At 71.3% G+C, this 15,870-nt stretch carries 14 protein-coding genes; 7 read left to right on the forward strand and 7 right to left on the reverse strand.

Annotated elements, in window-relative coordinates; translation table 11 throughout:
- The first annotated feature begins 94 nt into the window (after positions 1-94).
- Genes ACNKF0_RS00765 through ACNKF0_RS00775 form a run of 3 tightly spaced genes read left to right on the forward strand, consistent with a single transcriptional unit; the run spans position 95 to position 4,862 of the window.
- A complete protein-coding gene (locus ACNKF0_RS00765; RefSeq protein WP_416955063.1) occupies positions 95-2,023 on the forward strand; it encodes a lysophospholipid acyltransferase in 1,929 nt (642 codons plus the stop codon).
- Positions 2,020-3,453, forward strand: coding sequence for an HAD-IB family hydrolase (locus ACNKF0_RS00770; protein WP_416955064.1), 1,434 nt, complete (start codon positions 2,020-2,022; stop codon positions 3,451-3,453). Before ACNKF0_RS00765 ends, ACNKF0_RS00770 begins: the two co-directional genes overlap by 4 nt.
- Positions 3,450-4,862, forward strand: coding sequence for a wax ester/triacylglycerol synthase domain-containing protein (locus ACNKF0_RS00775; protein WP_416955065.1), 1,413 nt, complete (start codon positions 3,450-3,452; stop codon positions 4,860-4,862). Before ACNKF0_RS00770 ends, ACNKF0_RS00775 begins: the two co-directional genes overlap by 4 nt.
- 66 nt (positions 4,863-4,928) lie before the next feature.
- Here ACNKF0_RS00775 and ACNKF0_RS00780 read toward each other — a convergent pair whose 3' ends face one another.
- From ACNKF0_RS00780 to ACNKF0_RS00790, 3 genes are all read right to left on the reverse strand, one after another.
- Positions 4,929-5,390, reverse strand: a complete 462-nt coding sequence (locus ACNKF0_RS00780) for a GNAT family N-acetyltransferase (protein WP_416955066.1) — start codon at positions 5,388-5,390, stop codon at positions 4,929-4,931.
- The gene (gene tadA, locus ACNKF0_RS00785; RefSeq protein WP_416955067.1) at positions 5,387-5,863 is read right to left on the reverse strand and encodes a tRNA adenosine(34) deaminase TadA; all 477 of its coding nucleotides are present in this window, start codon (positions 5,861-5,863) and stop codon (positions 5,387-5,389) included. Before tadA ends, ACNKF0_RS00780 begins: the two co-directional genes overlap by 4 nt.
- A gap of 61 nt (positions 5,864-5,924) precedes the next feature.
- Positions 5,925-6,410, reverse strand: a complete 486-nt coding sequence (locus ACNKF0_RS00790) for a tRNA adenosine deaminase-associated protein (protein WP_416955068.1) — start codon at positions 6,408-6,410, stop codon at positions 5,925-5,927.
- A gap of 98 nt (positions 6,411-6,508) precedes the next feature.
- On the opposite strand from ACNKF0_RS00790, the gene upp reads away from it, so the two are divergent.
- A complete protein-coding gene (upp, locus tag ACNKF0_RS00795; RefSeq protein ID WP_299930682.1) occupies positions 6,509-7,150 on the forward strand; it encodes a uracil phosphoribosyltransferase in 642 nt (213 codons plus the stop codon).
- A gap of 51 nt (positions 7,151-7,201) precedes the next feature.
- Here the strand turns inward: upp and ACNKF0_RS00800 are convergent, their stop codons facing one another.
- Positions 7,202-8,113 (reverse strand): hypothetical protein, encoded by a 912-nt coding sequence (locus tag ACNKF0_RS00800; protein ID WP_416955069.1) that lies wholly within the window; start codon positions 8,111-8,113, stop codon positions 7,202-7,204.
- Between the two features lie 198 nt (positions 8,114-8,311).
- Between ACNKF0_RS00800 and ACNKF0_RS00805 the strand changes: the two genes are divergently transcribed.
- Positions 8,312-9,841: a Re/Si-specific NAD(P)(+) transhydrogenase subunit alpha gene (locus ACNKF0_RS00805; protein ID WP_416955070.1), complete on the forward strand. Its 1,530-nt coding sequence runs from the start codon at positions 8,312-8,314 to the stop codon at positions 9,839-9,841.
- Positions 9,842-9,845: 4 nt separating this feature from the next.
- On the forward strand, positions 9,846-11,303 hold the full coding sequence (gene pntB / locus ACNKF0_RS00810) for a Re/Si-specific NAD(P)(+) transhydrogenase subunit beta (protein WP_416955071.1): 1,458 nt from the start codon (positions 9,846-9,848) through the stop codon (positions 11,301-11,303).
- A gap of 13 nt (positions 11,304-11,316) precedes the next feature.
- Here the strand turns inward: pntB and ACNKF0_RS00815 are convergent, their stop codons facing one another.
- The 3 genes from ACNKF0_RS00815 to ACNKF0_RS00825 all read right to left on the reverse strand — a co-directional run bounded on the left by ACNKF0_RS00815 (position 11,317) and on the right by ACNKF0_RS00825 (position 14,592).
- The gene (locus ACNKF0_RS00815) at positions 11,317-12,237 is read right to left on the reverse strand and encodes a sugar ABC transporter permease (protein ID WP_416955072.1); all 921 of its coding nucleotides are present in this window, start codon (positions 12,235-12,237) and stop codon (positions 11,317-11,319) included.
- Entirely contained in the window at positions 12,237-13,184 is a 948-nt protein-coding gene (locus ACNKF0_RS00820; protein WP_299930697.1) for a carbohydrate ABC transporter permease, read from the reverse strand. Before ACNKF0_RS00820 ends, ACNKF0_RS00815 begins: the two co-directional genes overlap by 1 nt.
- A gap of 100 nt (positions 13,185-13,284) precedes the next feature.
- Positions 13,285-14,592 (reverse strand): extracellular solute-binding protein, encoded by a 1,308-nt coding sequence (locus ACNKF0_RS00825; RefSeq protein WP_299930700.1) that lies wholly within the window; start codon positions 14,590-14,592, stop codon positions 13,285-13,287.
- A 125-nt stretch (positions 14,593-14,717) separates the two neighbouring features.
- On the opposite strand from ACNKF0_RS00825, the gene ACNKF0_RS00830 reads away from it, so the two are divergent.
- Entirely contained in the window at positions 14,718-15,737 is a 1,020-nt protein-coding gene (locus tag ACNKF0_RS00830; RefSeq protein ID WP_416955073.1) for a LacI family DNA-binding transcriptional regulator, read from the forward strand.
- Positions 15,738-15,870: the final 133 nt, after the last annotated feature.

Raw genomic sequence — 15,870 nt, forward strand, 5'->3', positions numbered from 1 at the left:
GCAGTGAGGGGTGAGCCATGGCCAGCGGAGGCGTACGACGGTAACTTCGGCGCACGCCTCTGCTCGCGCCGAGCCGCGGCGGGAAGGAGGGACCGTGACCGCCGTCCGTCGTGTGCGGGACCTCGCCCGTGCCGCCCTGCCCCGGAGCGTGGGGGAGCGGCTGCCCGCCGCGCCGCCGCGCGAGGTCACCGAGCTGCTCCACGACAAGCGCTTCCAGCGCGCGGTCGCCGCGGCGGCCGAGGAGCAGGGTCGCGACGAGGAGGAGGTCTGGAGCGAGGTCAAGGGCTACCTCCACGAGATGGCCGCCGCCCACGACGACCGCACCGCCCAGGGGTGGGCGCGGATGGGCGACTGGTTCCTGAGGGCGTACGACGTCCTGGTGGACGAGGACGACATGCAGGAGCTGCGGCGCCTCGACCGCTCCCACAGCCTGGCGCTGGCCTTCAGCCACCGGTCCTACCTCGACGGCATGGTCATCCCCAACGCCCTGTCGTCGCGGCGCTTCTCGCCGACCTACACCTTCGGCGGCGCCAACCTGAACCTGCCGATCATCGGCACGGTGGCCAGCCGCACGGGCCTCATCTTCATCCGGCGGGCGACCCAGGAGATCCCGGTCTACCGCCTCGCGCTGCGGTCCTACATCCGGCAGATGGTCACCAACAAGCGCAACCTGGCCTGGTCGATCGAGGGAGGCCGCACCCGCACCGGCAAGCTGCGCCCGCCGGTCCACGGCATCCTCAAGTACCTCACCGACACCGTGCAGGGCGAGGGGGACGCCTTCGACCCGGACGCCCCCGACGTGCAGGTGGTCCCGCTGTCGGTCGTCTACGACCAGCTGCACGAGGTCTCGCTGATGACCGAGGAGGCGCGTGGCGCCAGCAAGACGCCGGAGGACTGGCGCTGGCTGGTGCGCTTCGCGCGGCTGCAGCGCAACCGGCTCGGGCGGGCCTACCTCACCGTCGGCGAGCCGTTCTCGCTGCGGGAGCGGATGGCCGAGCTCGCTGCCGAGGGCGTGACCGGCCACCAGGCCGTCGAGCGGGTCGCGCTCGACATCTCCCACCGCATCAACCGCGCCACCCCGGTCACCACCACCGCGATCGTCTCGCTCGCCCTGCTGGGGGCCGACCGCGCACTGACCGTCGACGAGGTCCTCGAGACCGTCGAGCCGCTGGCCGCCTACATCGACGCGCGTCGCTGGCCCGTCGCCGGTGCCGCCGACCTGCGGGACCGCGCGACCATCCGCCGGGCGCTGGCCGAGCTGACCCGCAGCGGGGTGCTGACGGCGTACGACCAGGGCACCGAGCCGGTGTGGAAGATCGGCGACGACCAGCACCTCGTCGCCGCGTTCTACCGCAACACCGTGATCCACATCCTCGTCGAGCGCGCCATCGGTGAGCTCGCCCTGCTGACCGTCAGCGAGCTCGAGCCGGGCACCGAGCTGCCGCCCGGCGGCGAGCTGCAGGTGGGCTGGGAGGAGGCGAAGCGGATGCGCGACCTGCTGAAGTTCGAGTTCTTCTTCCCCTCCCGTGCGGGTTTCGAGGACGACCTGCGCACCGAGCTGCGGCTGCTGGTCGGCGAGGGCGTGACGGAGATGTCGCCGGTCAAGGCGCGCGAGCTGCTCGTCGGCGCGCGGCCCCACCTCGCCCACCTCGTGCTGCGCCCCTTCCTCGACGCCTACCTCGTCGTCGCCGACCGGCTCGCCGACCACGGCGACGGGCCGGTCGACGAGGCCGACCTGCTCGCCGACTCGCTGGCCGTCGGCCAGCAGTGGGCACTCCAGCGCCGGGTCGCGAGCGAGGAGTCCATCTCGTTGGAGCTGTTCCGCACGGCCCTGGCGCTCGCGCGCCACAAGGGCCTGCTCGAGGGCGGCGAGGGCGTCGGGTCGGCGCGCGAGGCGTTCGCCGCCGAGCTGCGCGACTCCGTGCGCCGGGTCACCATCATCGGCGAGATCGCCGGCGAGCCGGTGCAGGTCGTCCCGCCGCCGGTCCCGCAGCCCCAGTCGTCGAAGCGGGAGAACGCGTGAGCGGGCTCTCCGCCGCGGTCACCGAGGCGATCGAGGCCATCGAGGCGGGGCCGCAGGGGCCCGCGGTCGGTGCGTTCTTCGACCTCGACGGCACGCTCGTCGCGGGCTACACCGCCGCCACCTTCTACGGCGACCGGCTCAAGGGCCGCGACGTCTCGCCGGCGGAGTTCCTGCGCACCGTCGTGACCGCCGTGGACGGCGAGCTCGGCGGCGACCCGACCCGCATCGCCCACGTCGCCTTCGCCGCCATGCGCGGCGAGTCCGAGGAGGCCTTCGCCGACCTCGGCGAGCGGCTGTTCCGCTCCAAGATCGCCGGCACCATCCGCCGGGAGTCCCGCGCCCTCGTGATGGCGCACCAGCGCGCCGGCCACACCGTCGCGGTCGCCTCGGCGGCCACGAAGTACCAGATCGCGCCCGTCGCCCGCGACCTCGGCGTCGAGCACCTCGTCTGCACCCGGCTCGTCGTCGAGGACGGCCAGTTCACCGGCGCCACCGACGGCCCGATGCTGTGGGGACGGCACAAGGCCAGCGGCGTACGCACCTTCGCGCGCGAGCACGCGGTCGACCTCGCCCGGTCCTACGCCTACGGCAACGGCTACGAGGACGTCGCCTTCCTGTCCTCCGTCGGCCACCCCACCGCCCTCAACCCGCACCGCGACCTGCGCGCCGCCGCGGGGCGCCTGGGCTGGCCCGTGCTCGACCTCAGCGACCCGGTCGGCGGCTCGCTGATCGCCGCCGGTCGTACGGCGGCCGCGCTCGCCGGCATGAACGCCGGCGTCGGCCTCGGCCTGGCCTACGGGATGGCGCGCGGCGACCTGAAGGAAGGGCGCAACGCCGCGATCCGCCTCGCCACCCAGCTGCCGATGGCGCTGGCCGGGGTGTCGATGGACGTGCTCCACCAGGAGCGGCTCTGGACCCACCGGCCGGCGATCTTCGTGGCCAACCACCAGAGCGCGCTCGACATCCCGGTCCTCGGCCGGCTCCTCGAGCGCGACTTCACCATCGTCGCCAAGAAGGAGGCGCGCTGGGACCCGCGGGCCGTCGTCGGCTCGGTCGTCATCGACCCCGCCTGGATCGACCGCTCCGACTCGGCTTCGGCCCGCGCGACGCTCGACGGCGTCGTGGAGCGGATCCGCTCCGGCACGTCCCTGATGATCTTCCCCGAGGGCACGCGGTCCGCGACGCCGGTCCTGGGACCCTTCCGCAAGGGCGCGTTCCACCTCGCCGCGCAGGCGGGGGTGCCGGTCGTGCCGATCGTGCTGCGCAACACCGGCGAGCTGATGCGCCGCAGCTCGCTCGTGCTCAACCCCGGCGTCGTGGACGTGTGCGTGCTGGAGCCCGAGACCGACTGGAGCGTGGACGACATGAGCGAGCGCATCGCGGCGCTGCGCGCGAAGTTCGAGGAGACGCTCGCGAGGTGGCCGACATGAGCGACCCCTCGATGGACACCGACGACATCGCGCGCTGGGCCTCCGTGACCGGGTGGTCGGCCACGCCCGAGCTGACGCCGATGCAGACGCTGCTGTGGCGCGCCGAGCGCCACCCCGTGCAGTCCTCGACCTCGACCGTCGTGATCGACCTCGACCGGGCGCCCGACTGGGACCGCTTCGTCGCCGCCACCGAGTGGGGCACCCGGCTCGTACGCCGCCTGCGCCAGCGCGTCGTCGAGCCGGCCGTGCCGACCGCGGCGCCGACGTGGGCCGACGACCCGACCTTCGACCTCGCCTACCACCTGCGCCGCGAGCGGGTCGCCGACCGCGAGGAGATGCTGGTCCACGCGGCGCAGATGGCACTGCGCCCCTTCGACCGCACGCGGCCGCTGTGGGAGGGAGTGCTCTTCGAGGGCATGCCGGACGGGGCGGCGTACGTCCTCAAGATCCACCACGCGCTCGCCGACCCCCTCGGCATGGTCCAGCTGCTCTCGATGCTCCAGTCGGGCCGGCGCGACCACACCCCGCGCAAACCGGTCCACGAGGAGGTCGAGGCGCTGCCGGAGCCCGGTCCGGTCGACCTGGCCGTGACGGGACTGCGCACCGACATCGCGTCGCTCCCCGCGTCGACGCTCGCGACCGCGCGGCGCGTCGGCACCGCGGCTGCCCGCCCGCAGGTCGTGCTCGCCTCGGCGCTGCGCTACGGCGCCTCCGTGCGTCGCCTGCTCACCCGGACGGCCCCGCCCTCGCCGGAGCTGTCACCGCGCACCGGCCGGATGTGGTCGTTCCTCACCCTGCACGCGCCGATCGACCCGATGCGCGAGGTCGCCCGCCTCGGCGGCGGCACCCTCGACGACGCCGCCGTCGCGCTGGTCCTCGGCGGGCTGCGCCGCTACCATGCGCGCCGCGGCAGCACGGTCGCCGAGATCCCCGTCGGGGTGCGCGTCTCGCTCGACCGCGCCGACGACCTCGGCAACCGCTTCGCCGGCGCGCTGATCTCCGGACCGCTCGCCATCGAGGACCCCGTGGACCGGGTCGCCGCCGTGCGGGGGGAGGTGTTGTCGCTGCACACCGAGCGCGCCCTCGAGGTGCTCGACGCCGCCGCCCCGCTGATGAACCGGATGCCGTCCTTCGTCGGCGCTTCGGCGCTGCGCACCGCCGCAGCGCCGGACGCCTTCGTCCTCACGCTCCCCGGGCCGCCACGCCGGCGCTACATGGCGGGTGCGCAGGTGCAGGGGATGTACGTCCTGGGGCCGCTGCCGGGCGCGGCGCTGACCGTCTGCCTGGTGACCTGCGGCGACACCGCGTGCATCGGCGTCAACGTCGACGGCAGCTCGGTCGCCGACCTCGTCGCGCTCGAGGAGTGCCTGACGGAGGGCGTCGAGGAGATGGTGTCCGCTGCTGGGTGATCTCCGTCCGGCGCGAGCGCGGATCGGGGAATCCCGGCTCGCCCTGAGCAGGCCGACGCTCCCCGATCAGGTCGCGCCGATGTAGCAGAGCATCCGGTAGTCGGTGCCGTCCTCGATGTTGCGGAAGCCGTGGCGCTCGTAGAAGCGGCGGGTGTCGGCGTCGACCTCGTCGACGTTGATGTGCATCTCGGGCGACCCCAGGTCGCGCACCAGGCTGCGGCAGAGGTCGAGGACCTGCGTGCCGATGCCACCCGAGCGGAGGCCGGGCACGACGTAGAGCTCCTCGAGCTGGGAGACGGGGCCGTCGAACCAGATGGCCGGGCGCAGCGTGACCAGGGCGAAGCCCACCGCCGCCCCGCTGTCCTCCGCCAGCACCGCCAGCACCCCGTCGAGGCGCATCAGCCGCGCGAACCGACGGGCGAGCACGTCGGCGTCGTCGGTCTCGGTGTCGAACTCGGTGTTGAAGTCCCACAGCAGCCGGCCCAGGACGGCCGCGTCCTCGACCGTGGCGCGGCGGACGGTGGTCACCGTGCCTCCTCGGTGCGGTGGCGGGCGAAGAAGCCGTCGAGGAGGGCGGTGGACTCGGCGGCCAGCACCCCGGCGACGACCTCGGGCCGGTGGTTGAGCCGACGGTCGCGCACGACGTCCCACAGCGAGCCCACGGCGCCCAGCTTGTCGTCGTACGCCCCGAAGACGAGGCGGTCGACCCGGGCGAGCACCACGGCACCGGCGCACATCGTGCACGGCTCGAGGGTGACGACGAGCGTGCAGCCGGAGAGCCGCCACTCGCCGCGGGCAGCGGCGGCGGCGCGGAGGGCGACGACCTCGGCATGGCCGGTCGGGTCGTGGTGGGCCTCACGCGTGTTGTGCCCGGTGCCGATCACCGCGCCGGAGGGGTCGAGGACGACGGCGCCGACGGGTACGTCGTCCGCGGCCAGCGCAGCCTCCGCCTCGGTCAGGGCCAGGCGCATCGCGTCGTCCCAGGGGCCAGTGGGCCTCATCCGGGGTCCCCGCGGCGTTGTTCGGGGGAGCGCAGCGGAGGAGAAGAAGGTCGGGGGGTGGTCATGCCGAGGTGGGGCCGACTGCGTCGTCGAAGAGCTCGCCAAAGCCGAGCCGGCGGGCGATCTCGGAGAGCATCTCGTCAGGGTAGAGCTCGACGTCGTCGAGGAGGGCGCCGAGGTCGATGGCGTGGAGGCCGAGGTCGTCGAGCAGGCCGAGGTCGCCGGCCGGGACCTCGACGTCGTCGTCCTCGGGCGGCGGGAGGCCGAGGAAGGCGATCACCGACTGGGCCAGCTCCCACTCGTCCGCGGCAGTGACGTCGGACAGCAGCACGCCGGTGCTCGGCCCGGAGACCCGGACGAGCACGAAGAAGTCCTCGTCGACAGCGACCATCGCCACGGCGCCTTCGTCGCGCGCGACCTGGCGAAGGGCGTGGCCGAGGGAGTCGACGGAGTCGTAGGCGGGCGAGGCGATCTCCTGCACCTGCCACGTCCCGTCGACCCGGAACGCAGCCAGCGCGAAGTCCACCTCGCCGGTCTGCTCGGACATCCCCACACCTCCTCCTCCAATGTCGCAGAAACCATGGAGGCCGCCAACCCTCTCGGGCGTCTCGATCCGCGACCGTCCTCACCACTAGGGTGACCCCCATGCGCCTGCACGTGGTGAACCACCCGCTCGTCTCCCACAAGCTCACCGTCCTGCGCGACGAGCACACCGACTCGCCGACGTTCCGTCGGCTGACCGACGAGCTGGTGACCCTGCTGGCCTACGAGGCGACCCGGGAGGTGCGCGTCGACCCGCGTCCGATCACCACCCCGGTGGGTCCGACCACAGGGGTCTACCTCGCCCAGCCCAAGCCGATGGTCGTCCCGATCCTGCGCGCCGGTCTGGGCATGCTCGACGGCATGATGCGGCTGCTGCCGACGGCCGAGGTCGGCTTCCTCGGCATGGTGCGCAACGAGGAGACCCTCGAGGCCTCGACCTACGCCGAGCGGCTGCCCGAGGACCTCTCGGGCCGTCAGTGCTACGTGCTCGACCCGATGCTCGCCACCGGCGGCACGCTCGCCGCCGCGATCCGGTTCCTGACCGACCGGGGCGCCGATGACATCACCGCGATCTGCCTGCTGGTCGCGCCTGAGGGCGTCAAGAACCTGGAGAAGGGCCTGGAGGGCCTCGACGTGCCGGTCACCGTCGTGACCGCGGCGCTCGACGAGAAGCTCAACGACAAGGGCTACATCGTCCCCGGCCTCGGCGACGCCGGCGACCGGCTCTACGGCGTCGCGCACTGACGCAGCCGGGTCGAGTGCGCTCGCGGTAGTTGTGGCCGCGGCGCTGCGCACTCAACCGACAGGGGGTACGCCGAGCGCCAGCAGGTCCTCCATCACCTCCCACGGCTCGTGCCGGATCTCCCAGGCCGAGCACTGCACGACCGTCCGTGTCGCGCTGGTGAGCTGCCGGTTGCGTCGCCGGTCGAGCGTCGCCTGCTGCGGGTCGTCGTGCACGCCTCCGTCGATCTCGAGCACCAGCACCCGCCCGTCCCCCAGTCGCCACTCGGCGTCGGTGTAGCGCCGACGGCCTCGGTTGTCGACCCGCGATCGCTGGGACCTGGGAGGCTGGACGCCGTAGTCACGGCAGGCCTTGCGCAGGTCGACCTCCGCCATCGAGTGGGCCCCGTCGCCCACGTCCGAGAGGAGGTCGCGCAGGTCGCGGGAGCGGCGCAGCGGCGTGAGTCGGTCGAGCCAGTCGACGAGGGTGTCCGCCGTGGTGAGTCGCTGCTGCACAGTTGCTGCGACGGCCCCCAACGCCGTACGCAGGTGGGGCTCGTGCGCTGCGAACATCAGCACCGCGGGCTCGAGGCGACACACAGGCAGCTCGCCCGCGCCCACGAGCACCTTGAAAGGACGTCGCGTGCGGAAGAACCGGTAACCCGGGAGCGGGTCGAAGCTCATCGGGTTGCTCACCAAGATGGTGATCTCGTCGCGGTCCCATCGTCTGAGCCCGCGCTCGCGGGCGGCGCTGAGCGCCCCGACCATTGCGCTCGACCCGCCGTGCAGGACTCCCAGCCACAGCGCCTGCTCGGGCGAGAGCGGTCCGGTCGTCGTGCTGACCACCTCACCCGACCTCGCCGCCCAGCGCCCGACTCGTACGTGGTTGCGGATCTCGCCGCGAGACACGCCGAGCTCGCGGAGCTGACGATGGCTCAGCAGCCCCGCCTGCACGTCTGCGAGATGTCGCCACAATCGGTCCCCCATCGCCGCAGTCTGCGGCGGAGAAGCCAGTTGCCGCTCGGTTCATCCACAGCCCCGAGGTCGAGTGCGCAGCCTTACGATGACTACTACCGCGAGCGCACTCGACCTGCGGGTCGATGTGGTCCACGCCACATGAGACGACGGTGTGAGCTCCGCCTTTTCGGTACGTTGTGCCCGGCCCGACCATCCCAGGAGGCAGCAGTGCGCATCGGCATCCCCCGTGAGTCCCGGCCCGGCGAGACGCTGGTGGCGGCGACGGCGAAGACGGCGTCGCAGCTCGCGGCGCTCGGGTACGACGTCGTGGTCGAGCAGGGTGCGGGGGCGGCGGCCGACCAGCCGGACACCGCTTTCACCGACGCCGGCATCGCGATCGGCACGGGGGAGGACGTCTGGTCGAGCGACGTCGTGGTCAAGGTCAACGCGCCGGCCGACGACGAGGTCGCCCGGCTGCGACCGGGTGCGACGGTGGTCAGCCTGATGGCGCCGGCGCGAAGCCCGGAGCTGGTCGAGCGGCTCGCCGCCGCCGGCGTGACGGGGCTCGCGATGGATGCGGTGCCGCGCATCTCCCGCGCGCAGTCGATGGACGTGTTGTCGTCGATGGCCAACGTGGCCGGCTACCGCGCGGTGATCGAGGCCGCGCACGAGTTCGGTCGGCTGTTCACCGGTCAGGTCACCGCGGCCGGCAAGGTCCCACCGGCCCGCGTCTTCGTGGTCGGCGCCGGTGTGGCCGGGCTGGCGGCCATCGGCGCGGCGGGTTCGCTGGGCGCGATCGTGCGCGCGTTCGACGTACGCCCCGAGGTGGCCGAGCAGGTCGAGTCGATGGGCGCGCAGTTCGTCACGGTCGACATGGAGCAGGAGGTCTCCTCCGACGGCTACGCCAAGGAGATGACGGCCGAGCAGGAGGCCGCGACCGCTGCGATGTACGACGAGGAGGCGCGCGCCGCGGACATCGTCATCACCACCGCGCTGATCCCCGGCCGGCCCGCCCCGTTGCTCGTCACCGCCGAGACGGTCGCGGCGATGAAGCCGGGCTCCGTCGTGGTCGACATGGCTGCGGCCAACGGCGGCAACGTCGCCGCCACGGTGACCGACGAGCGGGTGGTCACCGCCAACGGCGTCACCGTCCTCGGCTACACCGACCTCGCCGGCCGGCTGGCGGCGCAGACCAGCCAGCTCTACGGCACGAACGTCGTCAACCTCCTCACGCTGCTCACCCCCGGCAAGGACGGCGTCCTGGTCCTCGACATGGACGACGTCGTGCAGCGCGGCATCACGGTCACCCGTGACGGCGCGAGGATGTGGCCGCCGCCGCCCGTGCAGGTCTCCGCGGCACCGGTCCCCGCCGCCGCCGCCGAGCCGGAGCCGGCAGCCGAGAAGGCGCCGCCGGACCCGCGCCGCCGGGTGTACGCCGCCGGGCTGGGGGCCGTGCTCTTCCTCGCGCTCGCGACCCTGGCCCCGCCCAGCTTCCTGCCGAGCCTCACGGTCTTCGTCCTCGCCGTCGTGATCGGCTTCTACGTCATCGGCAACGTGCACCACGCGCTGCACACGCCGCTGATGAGCGTGACCAACGCGATCAGCGGGATCATCGTGGTGGGCGCGATCCTGCAGGCGCCGATCGACAACCTCGCGGTCCAGATCATCGCCGGGGTGGCCATCCTGCTCGCCAGCATCAACGTCTTCGGTGGCTTCCTCGTCACCCGGCGGATGCTCAACATGTTCCAGAAGGGCTGAGCCCGTGGTCGAGTTCGTGTCAGGCGCCTACATCCTCGCGGCGCTGTTGTTCATCCTCGCGCTCGCCGGCCTGAGCAAGCACGAGACGGCCCGGCGCGGCAACGCGTTCGGGATGGCCGGCATGGCCCTGGCACTGGTCGCCACGCTGCTGCTGGTCCTCGACTACCTCACCGACGACCTCATCGTCGACAAGACGCCGATCGTGGTGGGCCTCGTCATCATCGCGGTCGCGGGCACCGTGGGTGCGGTGATCGGCATCCGGCTGGCCCGTCGGGTCGAGATGACCGGCATGCCCGAGCTGATCGCGATGATGCACAGCTTCGTCGGCCTGGCCGCGGTGCTGGTGGGCTACAACACCTACATCGAGGTCGCCTCGGCGCACGGCAGCGTGGGCCTGGAGTCCGACGCGGTCCACAACGCCGAGGTGTTCCTCGGCGTCTTCATCGGCGCCGTGACCTTCACCGGCTCGGTGGTGGCCAACCTCAAGCTGAGCGCGCGGATGAAGTCAGCCCCGCTCATGCTCCCCGGACGCCACCTGCTCAACCTGGCCATCCTCGTGTCCTCGGCCGTGCTGATGGTGTGGTTCATGCTCGCCGACGGCTGGGTCGGCATGGCGCCGCTGGCGATCATGACCGTCCTCGCGCTCGTGCTCGGCTTCCACCTCGTCGCCGCGATCGGCGGCGGCGACATGCCGGTCGTCGTGTCGATGCTCAACAGCTACTCCGGATGGGCCGCTGCCGCCGCGGGCTTCATGCTCGGCAACGACCTGCTGATCATCACCGGCGCCCTCGTCGGCTCCTCGGGTGCGATCCTCTCCTACATCATGTGCAGGGCGATGAACCGCTCCTTCGTGAGCGTCATCGCCGGCGGCTTCGGCTCCGACGGCGCGGTCTCCGGCGAGGCCCGCGACTACGGCGACCACCGCGAGATCCAGGCCGACGACGTGGCCGACCTCCTCGCCCACGCCTCCTCGGTGGTCATCACGCCCGGCTACGGCATGGCCGTCGCGCAGGCGCAGTACCCCGTCGCCGAGCTGACCAGGAAGCTGCGCGAGAAGGGCGTCGACGTCCGCTTCGGCATCCACCCCGTCGCGGGCCGCCTGCCCGGCCACATGAACGTGCTGCTTGCCGAGGCCAAGGTGCCGTACGACATCGTGCTCGAGATGGACGAGGTCAACGACGACTTCCCCGAGGTCGACGTCGTCCTCGTCATCGGCGCCAACGACACCGTCAACCCGGCCGCGATGGAGGAGCCCGGCTCCCCGATCGCCGGCATGCCCGTGCTCGAGGTCTGGAACGCCCGCGACGTCATCGTCTTCAAGCGCTCCATGGCCACCGGCTACGCCGGCGTGCAGAACCCGCTGTTCTTCAAGGACAACACCCAGATGCTCTTCGGCGACGCCAAGGACAAGGTCAACGAGATCGTCGCCGCCCTCTCGGCCGAGGAGCTCGCTCGCCGGTAGGTGGCTCGGGTGCTCAGCCCTTCGTGCCGCCGGCGGTCAGTCCCGCCACCAGGTGGCGCTGGGCGAAGAAGAAGACCAGCGCGGCGGGGAGCGTGACGAGGACGGCACCGGCGGTGAGCAGCTCCCAGCGGGGGCTGAACTGCGGGACGAACTGCTGCAGGCCGGCGCCCAGCGTGTAGTTGCGGCTGCTCTGCATGAAGGCGATGGCGTACGCCACCTCCGCCCACGCGGTCAGGAACGTGTAGAACGCCGTCACCGCGATGCCCGGCCGCGCGAGCGGGAGGACGATGCGCCAGAAGGTGCCGAACGGACCGAGGCCGTCGAGGGCAGCCGCCTCGTCGAGCTCGCGCGGGATGGTGTCGAAGTAGCCGCGGAGCATCCACGCGCAGAACGGCACCGCGACGGTGAGGTAGGCGATGATGAGGGACGCCTTGGTGTCGATCAGCCCCAGGTTCGCCATGATCGTGTAGATCGGCACGATGAGGATCGCCACCGGGAACATCTGGGTGAGCAGGAAGGTCCACATCAGGCCGCGCTTGCCGGGGAAGTTGAAGCGGCTCAGGGCGTAGCCGGCGGTGGCGGACATGGCGATGCCGAACACCATCGTGAAGGCCGCGACGATGACCGAGTTGAGGAACCAGTAGGGGAAGTCGGTGCTGGTCAGCAGGGTGCGGTAGTTCTCCAGGGTCGGACTGGCGAAGAGCTGGATCTCCGAGCGGCGGATCTCGCTGGCCGGCTTGATCGAGCTCAGCATCACCCAGGCGATCGGGAACAGCGCGCAGAACGTTGCGAAGATCAGCGTGCCGTGCAGACCGACGCTCGCCAGGACCGAGCGCTCGCTGCGACGACGCTCGCGGGGTGCGCGCGTGGTGGCGACGGACTCCACCGGGTCGGCCGCGACTGCGGCGGGCGGCATCGCGGACATGCCGGACATCAGAACACCTCTCCCTGCTTGGCGAGCATGCGCCGGTAGACGCTGGCGTAGACGACGAGGATCGAGAGGATCAGCACGCCGTAGGTCGCGGCCAGCGAGTAGTCGCGGATGCCCTCGAAGGCCGCGCGGTAGGCGCCGGTCACGAGGATCTCGGTCTCACCTGCGGGCTGGCCGCGGGTGACGAAGTAGATGATCGGGAACATGTTGAAGGTCCAGATGGTGCCGAGCAGGATCACCGTCGAGCTGACCGGACGCAGCCCCGGGAGCGTGATGTTGACGAAGCGCTGCCACGACGAGGCGCCGTCGATCTCGGCCGCTTCGTAGAGGTCGCCGTTGATCGACTGCAGCCCGCCGAGCAGGGCCACCATCATGAACGGGACACCGAGCCAGACGTTGGCGACGATGGCGGTGAACAGCGAGGTCCAGCGTTGCTCGAACCAGGACACCGGATCGAGGCCGATCGCGCGCAGCGCGCCGTTGATGACCCCGAAGCGTTCGTCGAAGATGAAGCGCCAGGCGAAGGCCGCCACGAAGGCCGGCACCGCCCACGGCAGGATCAGGGCGACGCGGTAGAAGCCCCGGAACCGGAACTCGCGGTTCAGCATCACCGCCAGTCCCAGGCCCAGCCCGAAGTGGAGGACCACGCAGGCGACCGTCCACACCAGGGTGTTGACGAACTGCAGCCAGAAGTCGCCCTGCGCCCCGGTGAGGATGTCGACGTAGTTGTCGAGACCCACGAACTGGGCGGCGTCGGGGTTGGGCTCGCAGGTCTCCGCGCCGCCGAGGACCTTTGTGCAGATCTCGTCGCGCTGGTTGGACTCGTTGAGGTTGGTGAACGACTGGGCCACGCCCCGCACGAGCGGGTAGAAGACGAGGACACCGAGCACGATCACCGTGGGGAGCACCATCGCCCACGCGTACCAGTGCTTGTCGAAGGTCTTGCGCATCCGTTGTCTCCGGGGGTCGAGAAGGTGTGCTGGATGGGGCTTCCCGCGGGGGGCCGGACCGGGACGTCACCCGGTCCGGCCCCCTGCGGTCAGCAGGGTGTCACTGGAGCGAGTAGTCCGGGACCACGTCGCTCTTGTAGGTCTCCGCGACCTTGTCCAACGCAGGCTGCACGGGCTTGCCCTGGATCATCACCTCGGTGGCCATCTCGTCGAGCGGGGCGAAGAACTGGCCGCCCTCGGCGATCCACGGCCGCGGCTGGGCGACCTCCATGGCGTCGGCCCACATGGCGACGCGCTCGTTGGTGACCATGTCGTAGGAGTCGGCGTTACCGGGCAGCAGGCCGAGCTCGTCGGCGATGAAGGCCTCGGACTCGGCCGAGCTCATGAAGCCGATGAACGCGGCTGCGGCCTCGGCCTTGGCGTCGTCCATGCCCGAGTAGACGACGTAGTTGTGGCCGCCCACCGGGGCGCCCTGGCCGGCACCGCCGGCAGGGACGGGCGCGACGCCGAGGTTGTCGATGCCCCCGAAGTTGGGGTCGTCGCTGATGCCGGCGACCTCCCAGGGACCGTTGATGATCATGGCGACCTTCTGCTCCTTGAACAGGGTCATCATCGTGCCGTAGGGGTCGTTGGCGGTCGGCTTGGCCGACGTGCCGTCCTTGACCATGTCCTGGGCGGTCTGGATGCCGGTGGCGGCCTCGGGGCTGTTGACCGTGATGGTCTCGCCGTCGACGTCGACGAGGTCGGCGCCCTCGCCGTACATGAAGGGCAGCAGGAAGTAGCCGGCGGAGTTGAGGTAGATGCCGTCGACCTTGGCCTTGCTCTTCAGGGCCTTCGCCGCCTCACGGACCTCGTCCCAGGTCGTCGGCGGGGCCTCGGGGTCCAGGCCGGCCTTCTCGAAGAGCTCCTTGTTGTACATCAGGCCCAGCGTGTCGGTGACCTGCGGGACGCCGTAGGTCTTGTCCTCGTAGACGTTGCTGGAGAGCGGCGTCTCGAGGAAGTTGTTCTCCAGGGCCGCGGTGCCGTCGAGGGCGTAGAGGTAGCCCAGCGACGCGAACTCCGGGGTCCAGGCGACCTCGGCACGGAGGATGTCGGGCGCACCCGAGCCGGACTCCGCGGCGGTCTTGAACTTGTTCTGGGTCTGGTCGAAGGGGACCGTCTCGTGCTTGATCGTGACGTCCGGGTACTCCTCGTTGAACTTCGCGATCAGCTCGTCGTAGGCCGGGGCCTCGTTGGTGGGGTCGGAGGTGTCCCACCAGGTGAGCTCGGCGCTGAGGTCGGCAGAGCTGCTGTCGCCCTCGTTGTCGGTGTTGCTGTCCGAGTCCCCGCCGTCGCTTCCGCACGCTGCGAGCGTGAGAGCGAGGGCGGCGACGGCGATCCCGGCGGAGCCGGCCTTGAATCGGCGCATCGATGTCTCCCATGAAAAGCGCGCCCGGGGGAGGGCGCTGTGATGACGGTCACCAGAGATTAGCAAGAACATTCAGAATCTGAAAGACCTTGCAACGTAGTTGAAAGGCCTGCTTACATTCCCGCATGGCCACCCTGTCCCAGATCGCTGTCGAGGCAGGCGTGAGCGAGGCGACCGTGAGCCGCGTGCTCAACAGCAAGCCGGGCGTCAGCGAGGGCACCCGGCAGTCGGTGATCACCGCCCTCGACGTCCTCGGCTACGAGCGACCGACGCACCTGCGCCAGCGCTCCGCCGGCCTGGTGGGACTCGTGGTCCCCGAGCTGGAGAACCCGATCTTCCCCGCGTTCGCCCAGGTGATCGAGGACGCCCTCGCGCGTCGGCGATTCACCCCCGTGCTCTGCACCCAGTCGCCCGGCAGCCTGTCGGAGGACGAGTACGTCGAGTCGCTCCTCGACCACGGGGTCGCGGGCATCATCTTCGTCTCGGGCAAGCACGCTGACACCCGGGCAGACCACGAGCGCTACCAGATGCTGCTCGACCGAGGGCTCCCGGTGGTCTTCATCAACGGGTACGTCGACGGGGTCCCGGCGCCGTTCATCTCGGCCGACGACCGGGTGGCGATGGACATCGCCGTGGCCCACCTCGCCCATCTCGGGCACCGGCGCATCGGCCTGGCGATCGGCCCGGCGCGGTTCATGCCCTCGGCGCGCAAGCACGAGGGTTTCGTCGCCGCGCTCGGCACCCACCTGGGCCTGCCCGAGACCGAGGCACGCTCGTGGATCGCCGAGACGATCTTCTCCGTCGAGGGTGGAGCGGCCGCCACCGATGAGCTGCTCGAGCAGGGCGCCACGGCCATCGTGTGCGGCTCCGACATGATGGCGATCGGCGCCATCCGCGCCGCCCGCGCCGCCGGGCTCGAGGTACCTCGCGACGTGTCGGTCGTCGGCTTCGACGACTCCCCGCTCGTGGCGTTCCTCGACCCGCCGCTCACCACCGTGCGCCAGCCGGTCGCGCAGATGGGTGGCACGGCCGTGGCCGCCCTGGCCGACGCCATCTCGGGCGACCCCGTCGCCTCGCGGGAGTACCTCTTCGCGCCCGAGCTGGTGCTGCGCGGGTCCACCGGACCGGCGGTCGACCGGGCCTGAGCACTTGGTATGGCTTCGGGCCACCGAGCGCTCGGGGTGAGTCCGTTCCAGCCGTCGGCTGACGGCAACCTTCCTCGGGTTGGCCCTCTCCGTTCAGATTGGGCGAGGCGCTGCGAACCGCCCACTATGACGC

This window comes from Nocardioides sp. T5 (assembly GCF_048161455.1).
Classification (GTDB): Bacteria; Actinomycetota; Actinomycetes; order Propionibacteriales; family Nocardioidaceae; genus Nocardioides.